Below are 19,762 nucleotides of genomic sequence, written 5' to 3'. Positions count from 1 at the left end.
GGATTCAATAAAAAGCCCCTCAATAGAGAGGCTAATTTTTTACTTTTTATAATCACTCGAATAGGTTGAGTTAGATCTTTAGTCTAACTGAGGCCCTGCAGTGACCAGTGATTGGCCTTCGGCGTTGTCAGTGTATTTATCAAAATTATTAATGAAGCGTTGCGCCAAGTCTTTCGCCTTATTTTCCCATTGAACTTTATCAGCATAGGTATCTCTTGGGTCAAGAATGCTTGGATCCACACCAGGTAGTGATGTCGGTACTTCAAGATTAAAGATTGGAATGTGCTTGGTGCTTACTTCTTCAATGGAACCATCAAGGATTGCATCAATGATGCCGCGGGTATCTTGGATAGAGATACGTTTACCGCTGCCGTTCCAACCCGTATTGACGAGGTAAGCTTCTGCACCCGCAGCTTCCATACGTTTAACCAGTACTTCGGCATATTTTGTTGGGTGTAACGTTAGGAATGCTGCACCAAAACATGCAGAGAATGTTGGCGTAGGTTCAGTGATACCACGTTCAGTACCAGCCAGCTTAGCGGTAAAGCCCGATAAGAAGTGGTATTTCGTTTGCTCAGGTGTCAACTTAGACACAGGAGGAAGAACACCAAATGCATCAGCGGAAAGGAAGATCACTTTATTAGCATGGCCTCCTTTTGAGACTGGCTTAACGATGTTTTCGATATGGTCAAGTGGGTAAGACACACGTGTATTTTCTGTTTTAGAACCATCATCAAAATCGATAGAACCATCGTTAAGAACAGTGACATTCTCTAATAGGGCATCACGGCGTATCGCGTTGTAGATATCAGGTTCCGCTTCTTTTGATAACTTGATGGTTTTAGCGTAACAGCCACCTTCAAAATTGAATACGCCGTCGTCGTCCCAACCATGCTCATCATCACCAATCAAAGCACGTTTAGGGTCAGTAGATAGGGTTGTTTTGCCTGTACCAGACAGGCCGAAGAAGATCGCAACGTCGCCTTCTTGACCCATGTTTGCACTACAGTGCATTGAAGCAATATCTTGAAGAGGAAGGAAGTAGTTCATCATTGCGAACATACCTTTCTTCATTTCACCACCGTACCAAGTTCCGCCAATCAGTTGCATACGTTCAGTCAGGTTAAATACAGTGAAGTTTTCTGAATTTAACTCCTGTTCTTGCCATTTGTCATTGGTACACTTTGCACCATTCATGACCACAAAATCAGGTTCAAACGTTGCGAGTTCTTCTTCTGTGGGGCGGATGAACATGTTTTTAACGAAGTGTGCCTGCCAAGCAACTTCAGTAATCACACGGATACTCAAACGACTATCAGGATTTGCCCCACAGTAACCGTCGATGACAAAAAGTCGCTTGCCTGATAGTTGGTCTGTTACCAGCTTTTTTAGATCCTGCCATACGTCTTGATCGATAGGTTTATTATCATTTTTTACGCTATCAGAGGTCCACCACATATGTTCTTGCGTAGTGGCGTCTTTGACGATGTATTTATCTTTTGGTGAGCGGCCAGTAAATATCCCAGTATCTACAGCGACAGCGCCAAGCTCTGTGACGATACCTCGTTCATAACCTTCAAGTTCAGGACGTGTCTCTTCTTCAAATAGCATTTCGTAACTTGGGTTACGAATAACCTCTTTGACGTTATGCAGTCCATGTTGAGTTAAATCAATTGTTGCAGCCTTTGTATGTTCCATAACGGTCATAGGTGCTCCTTAATTAGGATTTTGTAGGGATTTTATAATGTTTTTAATTTTTATCTGCTCACCATGCTAGCAACGAAATCAGCAAAAAACAGGGAAGTAATTTAAAACATACCCTTGTTTATAGTCTGCCTTTTCAAGATCGTCACGTCTGGTACTCATAGTTTATCGTGGGCGCAAACCTTTGCGCTAGGTAAAAATGATTATTAAGTTTCTAAAATTAAGTGGTTACTTTATTACGAAACCTTGGGGTAAGAAGAGGAGGGGGATCACAAAAGGTGCCAGTATGAACTGGCACTTTGAAAGGTAAATTACAGTCTTTTTAATTTAAAAAAATTAATGTACTGTTTTATCATCTGGAGCAGCTTGATTGTAAAGATCAGTGACTTCTGCTTCATCAAATTGATAGGTTGTTCCGCAGTAATCACAATGTAAAGAAATTGAGCCTTCTTCAGCGATAATCTCGTATACTTCTGCTTTATCGACAGTAATAATAGCCGCACCACTTCGCTCACGCGAGCAACCACAATGAAACTCTACAGGTTGTGGATCGTACAAACGTACCGTATCTTGGTTATAGAGGCGGTAGAGAAGCTCATTCGCTGGCAGACTAAATAACTCTTCATTTTTTACAGTGTCAGTAAGCTGCTCTAAGTGTTCAAAATCTTCAGGTGCCCCTGTTCCATCTGGCATAATCTGAATCATCATTCCTGCGGCGTGTAGTTTGCCTTGATATTCACCAGTACGAATCCACAGTCGAGTTTTTAATTGTTCAGAGTTAGCGAAGTAGCCCTCAATTACTTCTGCAAGGTTTTCTCCTTCTAAACCAACAACTCCTTGGTAGCGTTCGCCTTTCTTAGGTTCAATAGTGATCACAAGGTAACCTTTACCCATCATTTCATGTAAGGTTGCGTTATCGGCAATGTTACCTTCCCAGCGAGCAACGCCACGAATCTTTTGATCGTGGTCACCGTTGATCACGGCTAAAGACACAGGTCCATCACCTTGCAGTTGGATGGTAATCGAGCCTTCAAATTTTAGCGTTGCAGTTAATAGTGTGGTTGAAACGAGCAGTTCACCGAGTAATTTCTGTAAAGCAGCCGGATACTCTTTACTGGAGATAATGCGTTGGTATGCTTCATCCAGCTGTACTAACTCACCACGTACAGAAAGATCTTCGAATAGGTAGCGGTTTAAAACGTTATTTGCCATTGAGTACTTTCCTCGTTAGTCATTCCGGCGATTATTGATGTTTAAATCTGATGATGTCTCTACGTTGCTTTTTGTCTGGACGACGCTCAGGGCTTGGGTTGTGGGCATTTAGCTTGCGTTGTGCCGCATGTTCTTCTCGTAGTTTAATACTTGACTCTGTTTCACGATATAGAGTTTGAGCGATCGGTGCTCCACGACGTTGGTCTGATATTTTTTCGATGATTACGGTTTTTTCTTCGTTGCCTTGTCGCAAGCGAATCTCCGCACCGAGTTCAACAACTTTACTCGGTTTACTTCGCTGACCATTATAGTGGACTTTACCCCCATCAACCATGTTACGAGCGACGGAGCGTGTTTTATAGAATCTGGCAGCCCACAGCCATTTATCTAGCCTAACGGCATTATTTATGGAACTCATATGATTTTATGCTATCTAACTTGCGCTTGAGAATAGGGTAAAAGTAACTGATTTTCTTTTAGGTGGTGCTGCAAGGTTTTTTTTTCAAGGGGGGTAACAAAAACAGCACAAGAAAAAGGTCCCAATATAAATTTGTGATATAGTTCACTGCTCTTTGTAGAAAGAGACTTTTCTTACAACTTTATCGCAATTATAACGACATAAAGTGGATAATACTTACTTATAATTAGGTTAAAGCTGAGTGATATATGAATAAGGGAATTGATTAAGTGAAGCGCTTAGAGCTGAATGCAGGATTATCAAGCAGCCCTATCCTGGCTCGAATTAAGTCCAGCCATCATGTAATTCAAAGCAAATTGAGTAGCGCTTTGGCTGGCATTTTTATTGCTGTGGCTGGATGGTCATTGGGTGGCGTTGTCTGGTTAGTGGTACCACAAGGTATAGATTTTACACCATGGCAGCCGAAAGCGACCTCATTATCTGCGAGTCGTGATAAAGATGTTGTCGATGTTAATGCTTTACAAAGCGCTAATTTATTTGGCCAATACTCAGAAAAAAAGTCGATTGTCGTTGAACAACCTGTTGTTAAAGATGCACCAAAAACACGCTTGAACTTAACTTTAGTCGGCGCAGTGGCAAGCAGTAATTCGAAAGTCAGCTTAGCAGTGATAGCTAACCGTGGCAAACAAGCCACTTATGGTATTGGTGAACAAATCGATGGGACTCGTGCGGAACTGAAAGCAGTGCTAGTTGATCGAGTTATTATTGAAAATCAAGGTAGAGATGAAACTCTCATGCTTGAAGGTGTCGACTATAAAAAGCTTTCCGAGACACAACATCAGCGCCCATCTAGACATGGAGTTAAAAGCTCGATACCGAGTGAAAAGCTTGAGCAAATTAAAGCCGAACTCGCTAAAGACGGCTCAAGTGTATTTACTTATATTAATATCTCACCTGTGATGCTTGAGGGTGGTCTAGCTGGTTATCGAGTATCGCCCGGACGAGATGCCGCGCTGTTTAATTCCGTTGGCTTAAAACCGGGTGATATAGCAATTGAACTTAATGGTATTGATCTACGTGACTCATCATCAGGAGCACAATTGTCGCGGATCATGCAAGATCTGCAAGAACTAAATTTAACTGTTGAGCGAGATGGCCAACAGTACGATATTAACATCCAATTATAATACTTAGGCAAATTGCGTAAGTTCAGGGAGACATACGTGAAACATTGGTTTAGTAAAAGTACTTGGTTATTAGCAGGTACTCTTATCTGTACGCCAGGTGCGATGGCAAACGACTTTAGTGCAAGTTTTAAAGGCACTGATATTCAAGAGTTTATTAATATTGTTGGTCGTAATTTGGAAAAGACCATCATTGTCGATCCGGCGGTTCGTGGCAAAATTGATGTACGCAGCTATGACGTATTGAATGAAGAACAATATTACAGCTTTTTCCTCAATGTACTGGAAGTATATGGATATGCCGTTGTTGAAATGGAAGATGGCATTTTAAAAGTCATTAAATCTAAAGATGCGAAGACTTCTGCAATACCAGTTGTGAGCACTAATGCAGAGCCGGGTGACAGTGTGATCACTCGAGTCGTTGCGGTGCGCAATGTCTCTGTGCGTGAGCTTTCTCCTTTACTTCGACAATTAATTGATAATGCAGGCGCAGGTAACGTGGTTCACTATGACCCAGCCAATATTATTTTGATCACAGGGCGTGCTGCTGTGGTTAATCGTCTGGCAGAAATCATTAAGCGTGTTGACCAGGCGGGTAACAAAGACGTTGAGCTTATCGAGCTACGTAATGCCTCTGCGGCTGAAATGGTGCGTATTGTCGAAGCATTAAATAAATCCAATAACCAGAAGAGTACCCCTGCTTTTCTTGAACCTAAGATTGTTGCTGATGAACGCACCAACTCAATTTTGATTTCTGGTGATCCTAAAGTTCGTGAACGATTAAAACGCCTGATACGTCAATTGGATATTGAGATGGCAACTAAGGGGAATAACCGAGTTGTTTATCTCAAATATGCCAAAGCTGAAGAGTTAGTTGATGTTCTAAAGGGTGTGTCAGATAACCTTCAAGCTGAAAAGCAAGCTGGCCAAAAAAGTGCAAGTAATGCCAAGCGAGGTGAGGTAGTAATTGCTTCTCATGAAGCTACCAACTCTTTAGTACTGACTGCTCCGCCTGACATTATGATTGCGTTGCAAGATGTGATTGCTCAGCTCGATATTCGCCGCGCCCAAGTATTGATTGAAGCTTTGATCGTTGAAATGGCGGAAGGTGATGGTGTTAACCTTGGTGTCCAATGGGGTAACTTGGAAACTGGTGCTATGATTCAATATGGCAATGCTGGGGCGTCAATCGGCAATGTGATGATTGGTCTTGAGGAAGCAAAAGATACCGAAAAAACAGACAGCCGCTGGGATCCTAACGCCAACAATGGCAATGGTGATTGGGTAGATAGGAAAACCACAGAAAAAGGCGACTGGACAACCTTAGCCAACGCACTAAGCGGAGTGAACGGTGCTGCGATGAGTATCGTCATGGGTGATTGGACTTCACTAGTGACGGCGGTTTCTTCTGATACTAATGCCAATCTTTTGTCCGCTCCAAGTATTACAGTAATGGATAATTCCGAAGCTTCTTTTGTTGTTGGTGAAGAAGTCCCAGTTGTCACTGGCTCAACGTCAGGCTCTAACAATGATAACCCATTCCAGACCGTTGATCGAAAGGAAGTTGGGGTGAAGCTTAAAGTGACTCCTCAGATTAACGAAGGTGATTCGGTTCAACTTAAGATCGAACAAGAAGTATCTAAAGTACTTGGTCCTAATGGCGCGGTTGATTTGCGCTTTGCTAAGCGTCAAATGAATACCGAGGTTATTGTCCAAGATGGTCAGATGTTAGTTCTTGGCGGTATTATTGATGAGAGCGCATCAGAGAGTGAATCAAAAGTACCGTTTCTTGGTGATATCCCTATCCTTGGGCATTTGTTTAAATCGACTAGTGCTCAAACGGAAAAGAAAAACTTAATGGTGTTCATTAAGCCGACCATTATTCGCAATGGTATGAGTGCTGATGGTATCACTCAGCGTAAATATAACTTTATCCGTGCTGAACAATTGTACAAATCTCAGCAAGGTTTGAAGCTGATGGATGATGCTAAGATCCCTGTGTTGCCTGAGTTTGGTAAAGAAGATAATCACCCAATAGAGATTCAAGCTTTCCTCGATCAGATGGATAAAGACAATGGCTAATATGCAAGACATGGATTTGAATGTGCGCCGTCTACCATTCAGTTTTGCTAATCGTTTTAAGTTAGTACTGGAAAGCGAACATCCAGAACGTCCTCCTATTCTTTACTATGTAGAGCCGCTTAATCCTGCGGCTTTGATTGAAGTTCGACGAGTTATTAAACAGAACTTTATTCCCCAAGTTATTGATAAAGATGCTTTCGATAAAAAGCTGACCGAAGCCTATCAGCGTGACTCTTCTGAGGCGCGCCAACTAATGGAAGATATTGGTGCGGATAGTGAAGATTTCTTCTCTCTGGCGGAAGAACTGCCTCAAAATGAAGACCTGTTAGAATCGGAAGATGATGCGCCAATTATTAAACTGATTAATGCAATGCTTGGCGAAGCGATCAAAGAGGGTGCATCTGATATTCATATTGAAACTTTCGAAAAAACTCTATCAATTCGTTTTCGAGTTGATGGTGTTTTACGTGAAGTTTTAACGCCAAGCCGAAAGCTTGCTCCTTTGTTGGTTTCGCGTGTCAAGGTTATGGCTAAACTCGATATCGCTGAAAAACGAGTCCCACAGGATGGTCGAATTTCCTTACGCATCGGTGGTCGTGCGGTTGATGTGCGTGTTTCTACGATGCCCTCTTCTCATGGTGAGCGTGTCGTAATGCGTCTACTCGATAAAAATGCGACTCGTCTTGATCTGCACAGTTTGGGAATGACGCCATCAGTGCACGATAACTTTGGTCGTTTGATTCAACGCCCACATGGCATTATTTTGGTCACTGGTCCTACGGGTTCTGGTAAGTCAACGACTTTATATGCGGGTTTACAAGAGATAAACAGTAATGAGCGCAATATCCTAACGGTTGAAGATCCAATCGAATTTGATATTGACGGTATTGGGCAGACCCAAGTAAACCCTAAGGTTGATATGACGTTTGCTCGTGGTCTACGTGCTATATTGCGTCAAGATCCTGATGTGGTTATGGTGGGTGAGATACGTGACTTAGAAACAGCTCAAATTGCAGTTCAGGCTTCTTTAACTGGTCACTTGGTGATGTCTACATTACACACTAACACCGCAGTGGGTGCGATCACTCGCTTGCGAGATATGGGCATCGAACCCTTTTTGATCTCTTCTTCTTTGCTTGGCGTGTTGGCACAGCGCTTGGTCCGTACTCTTTGCTCTGAATGTAAAGAGCCTTATGAAGCTGACAAAGAGCAAAAGAAACTATTTGGGTTAGAAGATAATGAATCTCTGATCCTTCATCGAGCTAATGGCTGTGAAGTCTGCAGCAATAAAGGCTACCGTGGTCGAACAGGTATCCATGAGTTGCTGATGGTGAATGAAAAAATTCAAGAACTCATCCATAGCGAAGTTGGTGAGCAAGAGATTGAGAAAGCAGTACGAGAAGACTCACCAAGTATTCGTAGTGATGGTTTGAGTAAAGTGCGTCTTGGTATCACTACCTTGGAAGAAGTAATGCGAGTCACGAAGGAAGCATAATGGCAGCATTTGAGTACAAAGCGCTCGACGCAACAGGGAAAAAAAAGAAAGGTACTATCGAAGGGGACAATGGTCGGCAAGTACGTCAGCGTTTGAAAGAGCAAGGACTGACGCCTGTTGAAGTCATCGAAGTTAAATCAAAAGCGGTGAAATCATCAACCTCTTCTGGCTTTAAGCGTGGCCTTAAAACCGCAGAGTTGGCCTTGATTACTCGTCAGCTTTCGACTCTTGTTCAATCGGGAATGCCACTTGAAGAGTGTTTGAAAGCCGTGTCGGAACAGGCTGAAAAACCACGCATACGTACCATGATGGCTGCAGTTCGTTCTAAGGTAACCGAGGGTTACCCTCTTGCAGAAAGTCTGGGCGATTACCCTCACGTATTTGATGAGCTCTATCTATCTATGGTGGCCGCTGGGGAAAAGTCGGGTCATTTAGACGCAATATTAGAACGTTTGGCAGATTATGTTGAGAATCGCCAAAAAATGCGATCTAAGCTGCAACAGGCTCTGATATATCCAGTTGTGCTAGTGGTGTTTTCGATTGGTATTGTGGCCCTATTGCTATCTTCGGTTGTGCCTAAAATGATCGAGCCGATTTTGCAAATGGGTCAAGAACTGCCTCAGTTGACGCAAATTCTTTTATCGGCAAGTGACTTTGTCCAAGAATGGGGGCTGTTGATTTTCACTATCGTGGTAGTAGGTCTATACAGTCTTAAGTTGGCTTTACAAAGACCCGACTTTCGCTTGGTTTGGGATCGAAAACTGCTTAGCCTACCAATAATTGGAAAGATATCAAAAGGTCTTAACACAGCTAGATTTGCGCGGACTTTGTCGATTTGTACATCGAGTGCTATCCCTATTTTGGAAGGGATGAAAGTTGCGGTAGATGTGATGTCGAACCGCTTCGTCAAACAGCAAGTATTAGCTGCTGCAGATAATGTTCGGGAAGGTGCTAGCTTACGTAAAGCACTTGAACAAACGCGCCTTTTTCCACCAATGATGTTGCATATGATTGCAAGTGGTGAGCAAAGTGGTGAGCTTGAAAGTATGTTGACACGTGCCGCAGATAATCAGGATCAAAGTTTTGAGTCCACAGTCAATATAGCTTTAGGTATTTTTACACCGCTGTTGATTGCGATCATGGCTGGTTTAGTATTGTTTATTGTTCTAGCCACCTTAATGCCAATGCTTGAAATGAATAATTTAATCAGTGGGTAATATTAATTTTAGTCACCTCTGGGTACTGTAAAATAACCCTCTTAAATCTAACTTTCGGAGAAAATAATGAAAAAAAATCGTGTTAAGCAGCAGGGTTTTACCTTGTTAGAAGTTATGGTGGTGATCGTTATCATCGGCATTTTGGCTAGTGTTGTTGTCCCTAATTTGCTTGGTAATAAAGATAAAGCAGACAAACAAAAAGCAATCACGGACATCGTGGCACTAGAAAATGCATTAGACATGTACAAGTTGGATAACAGTGTTTACCCAACTACAGACCAAGGTCTTGAAGCATTGGTTACCATGCCATCGAATCCAGAACCGCGTAACTATCGTGACGGTGGTTACATTAAACGTTTACCCAATGACCCTTGGGGTAATGCATACCAGTACCTAAGCCCTGGCGATAATGGTGTGATCGATATCTTTTCTTTAGGTGCAGATGGCCAAGAAGGCGGTGAAGGCTCACAAGCTGATATCGGCAACTGGAATATGCAAGACGTTAAATAACTTTAGTGAACAACCAGTACCAATGAGATACATGAATAAACAACACGGTTTTACCTTGATAGAGATTTTATTGGTGCTGGTTTTGTTGTCGCTGACTGCTGTTGCAGTGATTGCGACGTTGCCTTCGAGCAAAAACGACTTATCCAAAAAGTATGCACAGAGCCTTTTCCAGCGCATACAACTGATGAATGAAGAAGCTGTATTGGCTGGAAAAGATTTTGGTCTACGAGTTGATGAAAAAAAATCTGAATATGTTTTGCTGAGCTTGGATCAGGAAGGTTGGCAGCCATTAGAACTTAAGCAGATCCCAAGTGAAACTAAACTTGAAGATGGTCTATCACTCCAACTAGAACTTGGAGGCGGTGCTTGGCAAGAGGACGACCGACTTTTTGAGCCAGGCAGCTTATTTGAAGAGGATAGGTTTGCTGAGGAAGATAAAAAAAAGAAACAAGTAAAACCCCCGCAAGTTTTTATTTTATCAAGTTCAGAGGTTACGCCGTTTACCTTATCCTTTTATCCGAGCGATGGCGATATTTTTAATGATGGCTGGCGTGTGATTGGTAAGGATACAGGAGAAATCTTGCTGATGGGGCCAGGAGAAGAGGTAGAAGAGGATGATAATGCGGCATTCTAATTTGGCTTCTCATACTGCAGTGACACGAAAAACTCGAGGTATGACCCTGCTTGAAGTGTTAGTAGCGCTTGCTGTGTTTGCGACAGCAGCAATCAGTGTGATTCGTTCAGTGAGTCAGCACATTACTACGGTAAGTTACCTTGAAGATAAGATGTTTGCCGCAATGGTTGTGGATAACCAAATGGCCAATGTCATGCTTTCATCTGAGAAACTCAAAGCCAAAAATGGCAGTGAAGAATTAGCGGGTCGAACTTGGTATTGGAAAGTAAAACCGGTCGCCACGGCACAGCCTTTACTTAAGGCATTTGATGTGAGTGTATCGATAGAAGAGCAAGCCAATCCAATTGTTACGGTGAGAAGTTATGTTAAGCAGTAAACCTCAGCTTTCGCGTAGCACACAAGGCTTTACTCTTATTGAAGTGTTGGTCTCCATTGCCATTTTTGCCACCATGAGTATGGCGGCGTATCAAGTAGTTTCTCAGGTTCAGCAGAGCAATCAAGTATCGCTAGAAAAAACTCAGCGATTAAATGAACTGCAACGTGCTTTGGTAATGATGGATAATGATTTTCGCCAGATGGCGACAAGAACGACGCGTACCAATGGTGAAAAGCCTGCAGAAAAATTACTTTTTTGGTCTGATAACCTTCTCAATTCTGACGCTAAGGGCATTATGTTTACGCGAACAGGTTGGCACAACCCTCAACAACAATTTCCTCGTGGTGAAGTGACTAAGGTTGGGTATCGCCTAAAAGGTGAATCTCTGCAACGTATTTGGTGGCGTTATCCCGATACTCCCGTGGGCCAAACTCCTGTCGTGACACCATTGCTTTCTCAAGTCGATGAATGGGATATGCGTTTTTATGATGGAAACTCATGGAAGGAGACTTGGGATGAAAAGGGAACACTACCATCAGCGATAAAAATGGTACTCAAGCTACAAGACTACGGTGAGATTTCCCGTACTTACTTAACCTCAGGCGGTAAACTTGTGGCGAGTGAAAAACCTGGTCGCAATGACGATGATGGCTTTGACAGAGGTGATGCTCCTCGAAATGATAACTCTCGTAAAAATGATTTCCAAACTGATGACTCCATGAATGATGATGTCACAGGAGGCTTTGATGGTTAAGCGTCAAAGTGGTGTCGCCCTTATTGTTATTCTTATGCTGCTAGCAATAATGACAACCATTGCTGCCAGTATGACGGAAAGGTTATTTTTACACTTTCAACGTGGCTCTAATCAAATCAATTACCAGCAAGCCTACTGGTATAGCTTAGGTGTTGAAGAATTGGCAAAGCTTGGTATTCAACAGAGCTACAAAGACAGTGAAACGATCAATTTAAGTCAAGCATGGGCAATCAAAGAGCAGGTTTACCCGCTCGATTATGGTCAAGCTACAGGTAAAATTGTAGATAAACAGGCGTGTTTTAATCTCAATGTCCTCGCAACCGTGCCACCTGCGATGGGTCAAACCAATCGCCCATACTTAGTAAAGGTCTTCCAGAGCTTAATGGAAGAGCTTGAAGTTGAACCTTATCAGGCTGAAGTGATAGCTGATGCAACATGGGAATACCTTGATCAAGATGATGTGGTTCGGTCTATGGCTGGGGTCGAAGATAGTACCTATGAAGGTATGAAACCAGCCTATTTGGCAGCTAACAGTTGGTTGGCGGATGCCAGTGAATTACGCTCGGTGTATAAAGTTAGTGGCGATATTCATCAAAAACTATTACCAATGATCTGTGCTTTACCAACGGATGAATGGGAACTAAACGTCAATACGCTTGAGGTGGAGCAAGCCCCTATCCTGGTGGCTTTATTTGCCCCCTATCTCGATAGTAGTGATGCCGTTCAGTTGATTGAGAAACGGTCTTTTGATGGTTGGGGAAGCGTTGAAGATTTTTTAGCTGAGTCAGAATTTGCTGGCTTAAATGACGAGATAAAAAAGAAAGCGACAGGCTACTTAGGGGTCGATAGCGCCTTTTTTGAGTTAGATGCACAGGTATTAGTCGATGAATCGCGTGTGCGTATACGTAGTCTTTTACAAAGTACAGATAGAGATACGGTGAACGTAGTTCGCCGTCGTTTTGGAGGTATCAGTGAGCGAGTTTCTGACCGTTCGGCTGAGTAGCGAACAACAAAGTACCATTCCATGGTTGATATGGTCGACACAGCAACAGGAAGTTATTGCCAGTGGTGAAGTCGCTGGCTGGGAGCATCTTGATGAACTGGCGTCTTACGCTGATCAGCGACAAATTATAGTGTTATTATCTGGCAGTGACTGTGTACTCACTGAAGTGGCAATCCCACCTGGAGCGTCACGCCAATTTGAAAGCATGTTGCCATTTTTGGTTGAAGACGAAGTTGCACAAGACGTCGAAAATCTGCATTTCACCGTGTTAAATAAGCAAAGTGATAAAGCGCAAATATGCGCTGTTGAAAGTGCTTGGGTTGAGATCATTTTGCAACGTTTTACCAGTCAAAAATTAAGTATTAAACGAGTGCTTCCTGATGTGTTGGCGTTACCAACCCAAGAAGGCAGTAGCAGTGCTGTTTTATTGGGAGATCAATGGCTGTTGCGTCATTCTGCGACTCAAGGTGCAGTTGTTGATACTGCTTGGTTAGATTTATACCTGTCGGCTTATATGCAGCATGACAATCAAGACTTGCAACTTGAGTGTTATAGCTCACTGCCAGATTCATCTTTGATAAGTCATTGGGTAGCGAAACCAGAAGAAATGGCAATGGCTTTGCTTGCTCAAGGAGCAATTGAAAGTAACATAAATTTACTTGCGGGGGCTTTTAAGCCTAAATCATCTTGGGGTAAGCACCTTAAGGTATGGAAGAAAACTGCGATTGCAGCCTGCATTATGCTGGTGGCTTCTGTTACTCATCATGTAATGATGGTCTATAAACATGAATTACAAGCAAAGGCCTATCGAGATGAAAGTCTGAGAATCATCAAGCAGATCTTTCCTGATAAAACAAGATTCCAAAGTGAACATGTCCTTAGACGTCAACTAAAAAAAGAAGTTACTAACCTCTCTGGAGGCGCAGGAAGTGCAGGGATGTTACCTTGGTTGGCAGCGTTACCTAAGACATTAGGTCAGGTTCAAGATATACAAATCACCAATTTTAAGTACGATGGCAAAAAAGGCGAAGTTCGCATTCAAGCACGCAGCTCAGATTTTCAGCCATTCGAACAAGCACGTGTCAAGCTCGAAGAGCAGTTTAATGTCAGCCAAGGCCAGTCGAATCGTAATAATGATGCGGTGATTGGTAGCTTTGTCTTGACACAAAAGTGAGGTGAGAATGAAAAAAGTAATCACACAACTTCAAGCATGGTGGAGTGACATTTCCTTACGTGAGCAACGCATGATTATTGTCGCTGGAGTGGTGTTTGGTATAGGTATTCTCTATTGGGGCATATATCAACCGATGAATCAGCGCACGATGGAAGTTCAAAAAAGTATTCAATCTGAGCAGCAGTTTCTCAACTTTGTGCAGAAAAAAGCCGATGAGATTACGGCTTTACGTAAGAGCGGTGGCGTAAGCTTTTCTGGTCAATCACTGAACCAAGTGGTTTCCTCGTCTGCTCGCCGCTATAAAATTGAATTAATTCGTGTACAGCCACGTGATGAAAGTGTACAGGTATGGATCAAACCGTTGGCATTTAATCAATTGGTGGATTGGCTCCGTTATCTGAAAGAACAGCAAGGTATCGATACGGAGTTTCTTGATATCGATCGTACAGAACAAGCGGGTATGGTGGATGTAAATCGCCTGCAATTTAAGCGAGGTTAAGGTGAAGAAAACCATTGTTTATGTAGTCATTTTTGTCACCTTCTTTTTTGCAAGCCTGATTGCTGGCTTGCCAATATCTTGGGTGCTAGCACAGGTTTCTACACCACCAGGTTTAGAGATCACTAATCCACAGGGAACCTTGTGGAAAGGTCGTGCTGCGAATGTGCGATGGCAGCAACAGAATTTAGGCAAACTCAACTGGGATTTTCAGTGGTCAAGTTTACTGATGGGTAAGGCTGAATTTGACGTTCGATTTGGGCGTGGTAGCGACTTAAACTTCAAAGGCCAAGGCTTTGTCGGTTATGGTTTATTGGATGGTCCTTATGCTGAGAAGCTTGAGGTGTCCATGCCAGTCGATAAAGCGCTACAGCAAGCACAGCTTCCTTTACCATTAGGTGCCAGTGGCCGTTTAACGCTAAAGGTGAATCAAGCCACTTACGCTGCGCCATGGTGCAAATCAGGTGATGCGACATTGACTCTGACTCAAGCCAGAGTGCAGAGTCCAGTAGGGGAACTGCAATTGGATAAAGCAACTGCGAACCTCAGCTGTGAAAATAGCCTTCTTAAGGCATCAGGGAGCCAAAATAGCAGCCAAGTGTCTGCGGAGTTCTCTGGCGAGCTAACCCCAGAGCAAGCTTATTCGGCGAAAGCTTGGTTTAAGCCTGGTGCAGAGTTTCCACAAAGCATGAATGAGCAGCTGAAATGGCTCGGCGACCCTAATCCTAAAGGTCGATACGAGTTTGTTCATCAAGGTAAGATTTAGATCAAGCTTTCGATTTGAGAAGTATAATTTAAAAAATAAAAAGAGCCGTGTTCATATGGCTCTTTTCTATGGGCTTTGACTCTTTTTCCATAAGTTTGAGCCAAAAAATGCACTGTTGGATTCTGGAAATGGAGAGTTCACTCTTTCTACTTCTTTTCTATTTCAAGAGCTGAACCGACAAAGCTAGGTTAGTTCTTATCCAAAAGAATTTCATTCCAAGGTAAATCTACATCGCCTAAAACAATGAAGTTTGGATTTTCCAGTGTTTCCCGTTCATTGTAGGAAAGAGGTAGTAACTCAGTGCTTAGAATACGTCCTCCTGCTTCTTCAACAATACATTGAGTTGCTGCTGTGTCCCATTCGCCAGTAGGTCCGATACGCAGGTAGCAATCAACAGCACCCTCTGCGACTAAACACGCTTTGAGCGCTGCTGAACCAAGCGGGATCAAATCATAATTCCATGTTGGACTCATACGAGTCGTGATGCGATTGATATCTTGGCGACGACTGATGGCTATTGCAATATTTTGTCCCACGTGTTCATGCTTGTGGGTGTGAATTTTGACACTCTCTGCCAAATCTGGAATTTTCCACGCTCCTTTCCCTTTGTAAGCGTAATAGGTTACGCCAGAGGTGGGGGCATACACCACACCCATTGTTGGGGCATTGTTATTTATTAAGGCGATAATCGTGGCGAAATCACCACTTCGAGCAATGAATTCTTGGGTACCATCCAGAGGGTCCACTAACCAATAGCGCCCCCATTGAGAACGTTGCTCTAAGCTAATATCTGCAGCTTCTTCTGAAAGAACAGGGATGTCTGGTGTCAGTTCACTTAAGCGTTTTACGATCAACTTATGAGCGGCAATATCAGCACTCGTAACGGGAGTGTCGTCGCTTTTGGTGTAAGCTTGATATTGCTTATTTTGATAAATATCTAAAATGAGCTGACCAGCACTTCTGGCAATCTCAATAACTTGTGGTAGAAGGTGAGATACATCTTTGTTTGTTGGCATTCGTTATCCTCTCTCACAATTTGGCGAGCAATTATTATTATCTGTCTTGATTGGGAGTGATGCTTGGTCGGTGTTTTAAGGCCAGTAATAAAGCAGTGATACTTCTGGCTTCACGGAAATCTAAGTGGCTTAACAGGGCTTCAGCTTGATTAAGAGGCCAGCGGACGATCTCTAGTGGCTCAGGTTCATCTCCTTGTTGCTGCTCTGGGTATAAATCTTGGCCAAGAAAGAGCGTCATCTTACTTGAAAAATGCGAAGGGGCGATGATCACCTGTTTAAGAGGTATTAAATTGCGAGCACCAAAGCCAATTTCTTCTTTGAGTTCTCGATTTGCAGCTTGCTGCGCGGTCTCGCCTGAATCGATAAGGCCTTTTGGGAAGCCTAACTCATAACACTCTGTGCCTGCTGCGTATTCGCGTATTAGGAGTAAATCACCTTGTTCAGTCACCGGAACGACCATCACTGCGTCGCGTCCACTTGGTTTCATTCGTTCATAGGTGCGTTGTTCACCATTAGAAAAGCGCAGGTCGAGCGACTCGACCCGAAACAGCTTGGATTGAGCAACCGTCTGACAAGAAAGTATCGTTGGTGGCGTCCTTTTCGACATCTGTTAGCTCCTAGAAATCGTTCACAAAGGTTGATGGCATGATAATAATGCAGCGAAGATCGCAGGGAGAACAAACAAAACAGGAGGCCAGTGCCTCCCATTTTTAATGTCACTGTGACCAGTCGCTAATTTCACCGTTTGGTGAGCGCATTGATTAGTAGTAAGAATGGTCGCCGCGATCATGCTCGGTTGCATCACGAACAGCAGTAAGCTCGCCAACAAACTGATTAAGTAGTTCTTTTTCAATGCCTTCTTTAAGAGTAACATCAACCATCGAACAGCCATTACATCCACCACCAAAGGCGACAATAGCGACGCCATCTTCGGTGATCTCAACCAAGTTGACATGGCCGCCATGGCTAGCGAGCTGTGGGTTAACTTGAGTTTGAATAGCGTATTCAACACGTTCCAAAAGAGGGGCATCATCAGCCACTTTACGCATTTTGGCGTTCGGAGCTTTAAGCGTCAGTTGAGACCCCATTTTGTCAGTAACGAAGTCAATTTCCGCTTCATCTAAGAACGGCAAACTAAGCTCATCAACAAAAGCAGAGAAGCCTTGGAAAGAAAGCTCGGTATCAGTACTTTCTACCGCTTCTGGTGGGCAATAGGACACACCACATTCTGCATTTTGTGTTCCTGGGTTTACGACGAAAACACGAATGTTTGTACCTTCAGGCTGCTGGCCTAAAAGGTTAGCGAAATGCTTTTGGGCAGTTTCTGTAATAGTAATATTTGACACGACAAGTACCTGAGTAAATTTGTAGGTTATTACGGCTATTTTACTCCTGTTCTCTCTGTGGTCTAGTCTTTTTGCTGAGATCTCATTAGGTCGATTAGAGTGAGTGAGAGACAGGAGTTCTACAGATGCAATAAATATCGATGCTTTTAACGCCAACTTCAAGTAATAAATTGGATAATTGTCGTACGGTATTCCCAGTCGTTACAACATCATCGACAATTGCAACATGTGAAACTGATACTTTTTTTTGTAAAATGAATGCATCATGCAAATTTTTTTGCCGATTTTTCTTATTGCTCCCTCGTTGAGGCGGTGAGTTTTTTATACGGCGAAATAGCTTTGTATCTAACTTAGCTTGCAAATGTTTTGCCAAGTGTTGCGCGAGTATATGGCTTTGATTGAACCCTCGAGTTAAGTAGCGCTGCCAATGAAGTGGCACATAAGTGATTACTGGCGCTGGTTGCTCAATACGTTCAGCCAGCAACCGTGTGAGCGCATTCACTTGCCACATCTCACCATGGTCTTTGAAGCGTTGAATTTGTCCAGATAACGGAAAGTCGTAATCTCCTAATGTGTATAAGCGTTGCCAAGGAGGAGGCTCAGTTAGGCATTGACCACATTGTTCGCTATATTCTGCGTCATAAAGTTTGAGTGCCAAGCCACAGCGTGAGCATCGTTTTACAACGGTGAGATATTTGATGCAGTGTTGGCACCAGTTAAGTGGATTCGATGGCTGTGAAGCATGCAGAGGAAAGTGGCACAATCCACATTGGCTGCTTAGCATGCGAGACATGATGTTTTGCCACTGATGAAATACCATGTCGTTCATTCCTTAAAAGCGTTTATTTTGTGTGCTTCATTTGAGATAAATAAGCCGCACTAAAAGTCGTCAATAAACCCTAGGTTAGCGTGTGCTAAACAGGGTTTTGAAGCATATAAGTCGGAGGTTATGCGAGCGTGAGCACGAATTTATACTGGCAAACACTGGGTCAAGGGCCTGATTTGGTTTTGTTACATGGGTGGGGCATGAATGGTGCAGTATGGCAGCAAGCTGTTGAATCACTGAAGCAGGACTTCACTGTGCATATTGTTGATCTACCTGGTTATGGTCACAGTGCGCAGTACCATGCGGCTGATCTTGCCCAGATAGCAGAAATGCTCTTAGTCCAAGCGCCAGAGCAAGCCACTTGGTTGGGCTGGTCATTAGGAGGATTGATTGCCACTTACATTGCCGAGCAAGCTCCAGAGCGCGTGAGTAAATTGATCACCGTAGCGAGTTCGCCTAAATTCTCTGCAGATTCTTCTTGGCGAGGCATTCAACCTCAGGTATTGAGTGCTTTCACGGAACAATTACTCGAAGACTTCTCCCTCACGATTGAACGCTTTATGGCGTTACAAGCAATGGGAAGCCCGTCTGCACGTCAGGATGTGAAAAAACTGAAACAGGCTATTTTGTCGCGACCACAACCTAATCCAGGCTCGTTATTGGTTGGCTTGAATATTCTAGCCGATGTCGATCTACGTGAAGTATTGAGCAAGCTTTCTATGCCTGTGTTACGTCTTTATGGTCGATTAGATGGACTAGTGCCGATTAAGGTAGCAAGTGCTCTGAACACACAATTGCCTCATACACAGCAATTTATTTTCAGCCGATCTTCTCATGCTCCATTTATGACTGAACAGGATGAGTTTTGTGAGCAAATACGTCAGTTTGCAGGGTAGTCCTTTCAATGGTTAGAGCTGAAATGATTAAAAACTAAAGCTGATTAAAAATTGGCCGATATAACTTCTGACTGCTCTTTTAACAAACTGGAAAGGGTGAGTTGGGTGATGATTGGGAGGGTTTGCAATGGTTATATCACCGACCAATGTCAGTGTGCCACTGATCGCCCCATCGATAAATGTACAGAGTGAACAAGCGGCTCGTGATAATAAAGCCCGAGAACCTGTTACTCCAACGATGGCTTTGTCGCAAATCAACGCAGAGCGCAAAGTGAATAGCGATGAGAAGCGGCGGCGTCAATCTCGTTGGGATCCGTCACAGCATCCCGACTATGAAATGGAACAAGATGTTGAAGCCTCTGATCATCAAGAACCTGAAGACCCTTTAGCGCGTCTTTTTGGTTTGCTTGCGCTTACATCGTACAGTGAAGAGCAAGGCAAGGGGTACACGATACGCTTTCGTTTACCTAAGCGTATTTTAGAGGCTGCGGTCAAACAAGGATTAATGGAAAAACGCAGAAAAGTGATCAAATTTCATTATGGTCATTCGGTTGCGCCTCATACGCCGTCAGAAGTGATTGCGGTGTTATGACGGTTTACGATCCTACGCAAACAAAACACTCCAATCCGTTAGCGGGTTGGAGTGTTTTTAT

General features: G+C 43.3%; 21 protein-coding genes. 14 read left to right on the top strand and 7 right to left on the bottom strand.

Features of this window, described 5'->3' with window-relative positions; genetic code table 11:
• Positions 1-78: 78 nt before the first annotated feature.
• The 3 genes from pckA to hslR form a co-directional block, all read right to left on the bottom strand.
• Entirely contained in the window at positions 79-1,707 is a 1,629-nt protein-coding gene (gene pckA, locus VSA01S_RS09930) for a phosphoenolpyruvate carboxykinase (ATP) (protein ID WP_039980407.1), read from the bottom strand.
• A gap of 333 nt (positions 1,708-2,040) precedes the next feature.
• Positions 2,041-2,916, bottom strand: coding sequence for an Hsp33 family molecular chaperone HslO (hslO, locus tag VSA01S_RS09925; RefSeq protein WP_039980409.1), 876 nt, complete (start codon positions 2,914-2,916; stop codon positions 2,041-2,043).
• A 31-nt stretch (positions 2,917-2,947) separates the two neighbouring features.
• Positions 2,948-3,334, bottom strand: coding sequence for a ribosome-associated heat shock protein Hsp15 (gene hslR, locus VSA01S_RS09920; protein ID WP_039980411.1), 387 nt, complete (start codon positions 3,332-3,334; stop codon positions 2,948-2,950).
• Between the two features lie 269 nt (positions 3,335-3,603).
• Between hslR and gspC the strand changes: the two genes are divergently transcribed.
• The 12 genes from gspC to VSA01S_RS09860 all read left to right on the top strand — a co-directional run bounded on the left by gspC (position 3,604) and on the right by VSA01S_RS09860 (position 15,025).
• On the top strand, positions 3,604-4,521 hold the full coding sequence (gspC, locus tag VSA01S_RS09915; protein WP_039980413.1) for a type II secretion system protein GspC: 918 nt from the start codon (positions 3,604-3,606) through the stop codon (positions 4,519-4,521).
• Between the two features lie 36 nt (positions 4,522-4,557).
• A complete protein-coding gene (gene gspD / locus VSA01S_RS09910) occupies positions 4,558-6,600 on the top strand; it encodes a type II secretion system secretin GspD (protein WP_039980415.1) in 2,043 nt (680 codons plus the stop codon).
• Positions 6,593-8,095 (top strand): type II secretion system ATPase GspE, encoded by a 1,503-nt coding sequence (gene gspE, locus VSA01S_RS09905; protein ID WP_039980417.1) that lies wholly within the window; start codon positions 6,593-6,595, stop codon positions 8,093-8,095. The genes gspD and gspE overlap by 8 nt, the downstream gene beginning before the upstream one ends.
• Positions 8,095-9,312, top strand: coding sequence for a type II secretion system inner membrane protein GspF (gspF, locus tag VSA01S_RS09900; protein WP_039980418.1), 1,218 nt, complete (start codon positions 8,095-8,097; stop codon positions 9,310-9,312). The genes gspE and gspF overlap by 1 nt, the downstream gene beginning before the upstream one ends.
• A 66-nt stretch (positions 9,313-9,378) precedes the next feature.
• Entirely contained in the window at positions 9,379-9,822 is a 444-nt protein-coding gene (gene gspG / locus VSA01S_RS09895) for a type II secretion system major pseudopilin GspG (protein ID WP_039980419.1), read from the top strand.
• A 31-nt stretch (positions 9,823-9,853) separates the two neighbouring features.
• The gene (locus tag VSA01S_RS09890; RefSeq protein WP_039980421.1) at positions 9,854-10,456 is read left to right on the top strand and encodes a prepilin-type N-terminal cleavage/methylation domain-containing protein; all 603 of its coding nucleotides are present in this window, start codon (positions 9,854-9,856) and stop codon (positions 10,454-10,456) included.
• Positions 10,437-10,832, top strand: coding sequence for a type II secretion system minor pseudopilin GspI (gene gspI, locus VSA01S_RS09885; protein WP_258007695.1), 396 nt, complete (start codon positions 10,437-10,439; stop codon positions 10,830-10,832). Before VSA01S_RS09890 ends, gspI begins: the two co-directional genes overlap by 20 nt.
• A complete protein-coding gene (gene gspJ, locus VSA01S_RS09880) occupies positions 10,819-11,586 on the top strand; it encodes a type II secretion system minor pseudopilin GspJ (protein ID WP_039980423.1) in 768 nt (255 codons plus the stop codon). Before gspI ends, gspJ begins: the two co-directional genes overlap by 14 nt.
• The gene (gspK, locus tag VSA01S_RS09875) at positions 11,579-12,589 is read left to right on the top strand and encodes a type II secretion system minor pseudopilin GspK (protein WP_039980424.1); all 1,011 of its coding nucleotides are present in this window, start codon (positions 11,579-11,581) and stop codon (positions 12,587-12,589) included. Before gspJ ends, gspK begins: the two co-directional genes overlap by 8 nt.
• Positions 12,558-13,763: a type II secretion system protein GspL gene (gene gspL, locus VSA01S_RS09870; RefSeq protein ID WP_039980425.1), complete on the top strand. Its 1,206-nt coding sequence runs from the start codon at positions 12,558-12,560 to the stop codon at positions 13,761-13,763. Before gspK ends, gspL begins: the two co-directional genes overlap by 32 nt.
• A gap of 7 nt (positions 13,764-13,770) precedes the next feature.
• Entirely contained in the window at positions 13,771-14,262 is a 492-nt protein-coding gene (locus VSA01S_RS09865; RefSeq protein ID WP_039980426.1) for a type II secretion system protein M, read from the top strand.
• A 1-nt stretch (position 14,263) separates the two neighbouring features.
• A complete protein-coding gene (locus VSA01S_RS09860) occupies positions 14,264-15,025 on the top strand; it encodes a type II secretion system protein N (protein ID WP_039980427.1) in 762 nt (253 codons plus the stop codon).
• A 188-nt stretch (positions 15,026-15,213) separates the two neighbouring features.
• Here VSA01S_RS09860 and cysQ read toward each other — a convergent pair whose 3' ends face one another.
• The 4 genes from cysQ to VSA01S_RS09840 all read right to left on the bottom strand — a co-directional run bounded on the left by cysQ (position 15,214) and on the right by VSA01S_RS09840 (position 18,207).
• Positions 15,214-16,041, bottom strand: coding sequence for a 3'(2'),5'-bisphosphate nucleotidase CysQ (gene cysQ, locus VSA01S_RS09855; protein ID WP_039980428.1), 828 nt, complete (start codon positions 16,039-16,041; stop codon positions 15,214-15,216).
• A 37-nt stretch (positions 16,042-16,078) separates the two neighbouring features.
• Positions 16,079-16,648 carry an ADP compounds hydrolase NudE gene (nudE, locus tag VSA01S_RS09850; protein WP_039980429.1) on the bottom strand — a complete coding sequence of 190 codons (570 nt, stop codon included), beginning with the start codon at positions 16,646-16,648 and terminating at the stop codon, positions 16,079-16,081.
• A 154-nt stretch (positions 16,649-16,802) separates the two neighbouring features.
• Positions 16,803-17,387: a Fe-S biogenesis protein NfuA gene (nfuA, locus tag VSA01S_RS09845; RefSeq protein ID WP_039980431.1), complete on the bottom strand. Its 585-nt coding sequence runs from the start codon at positions 17,385-17,387 to the stop codon at positions 16,803-16,805.
• 94 nt (positions 17,388-17,481) lie between these two features.
• Positions 17,482-18,207: an amidophosphoribosyltransferase gene (locus VSA01S_RS09840; protein ID WP_039980432.1), complete on the bottom strand. Its 726-nt coding sequence runs from the start codon at positions 18,205-18,207 to the stop codon at positions 17,482-17,484.
• A 137-nt stretch (positions 18,208-18,344) separates the two neighbouring features.
• Between VSA01S_RS09840 and bioH the strand changes: the two genes are divergently transcribed.
• Together bioH and VSA01S_RS09830 are read left to right on the top strand one after the other, a co-directional pair.
• Entirely contained in the window at positions 18,345-19,109 is a 765-nt protein-coding gene (gene bioH, locus VSA01S_RS09835; protein WP_039980433.1) for a pimeloyl-ACP methyl ester esterase BioH, read from the top strand.
• A 127-nt stretch (positions 19,110-19,236) separates the two neighbouring features.
• Entirely contained in the window at positions 19,237-19,701 is a 465-nt protein-coding gene (locus tag VSA01S_RS09830) for a hypothetical protein (protein ID WP_039980435.1), read from the top strand.
• The last annotated feature ends 61 nt before the right edge of the window (positions 19,702-19,762 follow it).

The sequence above is a fragment of the Vibrio sagamiensis NBRC 104589 genome, from assembly GCF_007990935.1.
Taxonomy (GTDB): domain Bacteria; phylum Pseudomonadota; class Gammaproteobacteria; order Enterobacterales; family Vibrionaceae; genus Vibrio; species Vibrio sagamiensis.
This window is presented reverse-complemented; position numbering and strand designations above follow the sequence as displayed.

Coding starts and splice junctions, on each gene's coding strand:
- pckA (WP_039980407.1), bottom strand. CDS start 1,707: ATGACCGTTATGGAACATACAAAGGCTGCAACAATTGATTTAACTCAA.
- hslO (WP_039980409.1), bottom strand. CDS start 2,916: ATGGCAAATAACGTTTTAAACCGCTACCTATTCGAAGATCTTTCTGTA.
- hslR (WP_039980411.1), bottom strand. CDS start 3,334: ATGAGTTCCATAAATAATGCCGTTAGGCTAGATAAATGGCTGTGGGCT.
- gspE (WP_039980417.1), top strand. CDS start 6,593: ATGGCTAATATGCAAGACATGGATTTGAATGTGCGCCGTCTACCATTC.
- gspF (WP_039980418.1), top strand. CDS start 8,095: ATGGCAGCATTTGAGTACAAAGCGCTCGACGCAACAGGGAAAAAAAAG.
- gspG (WP_039980419.1), top strand. CDS start 9,379: ATGAAAAAAAATCGTGTTAAGCAGCAGGGTTTTACCTTGTTAGAAGTT.
- VSA01S_RS09890 (WP_039980421.1), top strand. CDS start 9,854: ATGAATAAACAACACGGTTTTACCTTGATAGAGATTTTATTGGTGCTG.
- gspI (WP_258007695.1), top strand. CDS start 10,437: ATGATAATGCGGCATTCTAATTTGGCTTCTCATACTGCAGTGACACGA.
- gspJ (WP_039980423.1), top strand. CDS start 10,819: ATGTTAAGCAGTAAACCTCAGCTTTCGCGTAGCACACAAGGCTTTACT.
- gspK (WP_039980424.1), top strand. CDS start 11,579: ATGGTTAAGCGTCAAAGTGGTGTCGCCCTTATTGTTATTCTTATGCTG.
- VSA01S_RS09865 (WP_039980426.1), top strand. CDS start 13,771: ATGAAAAAAGTAATCACACAACTTCAAGCATGGTGGAGTGACATTTCC.
- cysQ (WP_039980428.1), bottom strand. CDS start 16,041: ATGCCAACAAACAAAGATGTATCTCACCTTCTACCACAAGTTATTGAG.
- nudE (WP_039980429.1), bottom strand. CDS start 16,648: ATGTCGAAAAGGACGCCACCAACGATACTTTCTTGTCAGACGGTTGCT.
- VSA01S_RS09840 (WP_039980432.1), bottom strand. CDS start 18,207: ATGGTATTTCATCAGTGGCAAAACATCATGTCTCGCATGCTAAGCAGC.
- VSA01S_RS09830 (WP_039980435.1), top strand. CDS start 19,237: ATGGTTATATCACCGACCAATGTCAGTGTGCCACTGATCGCCCCATCG.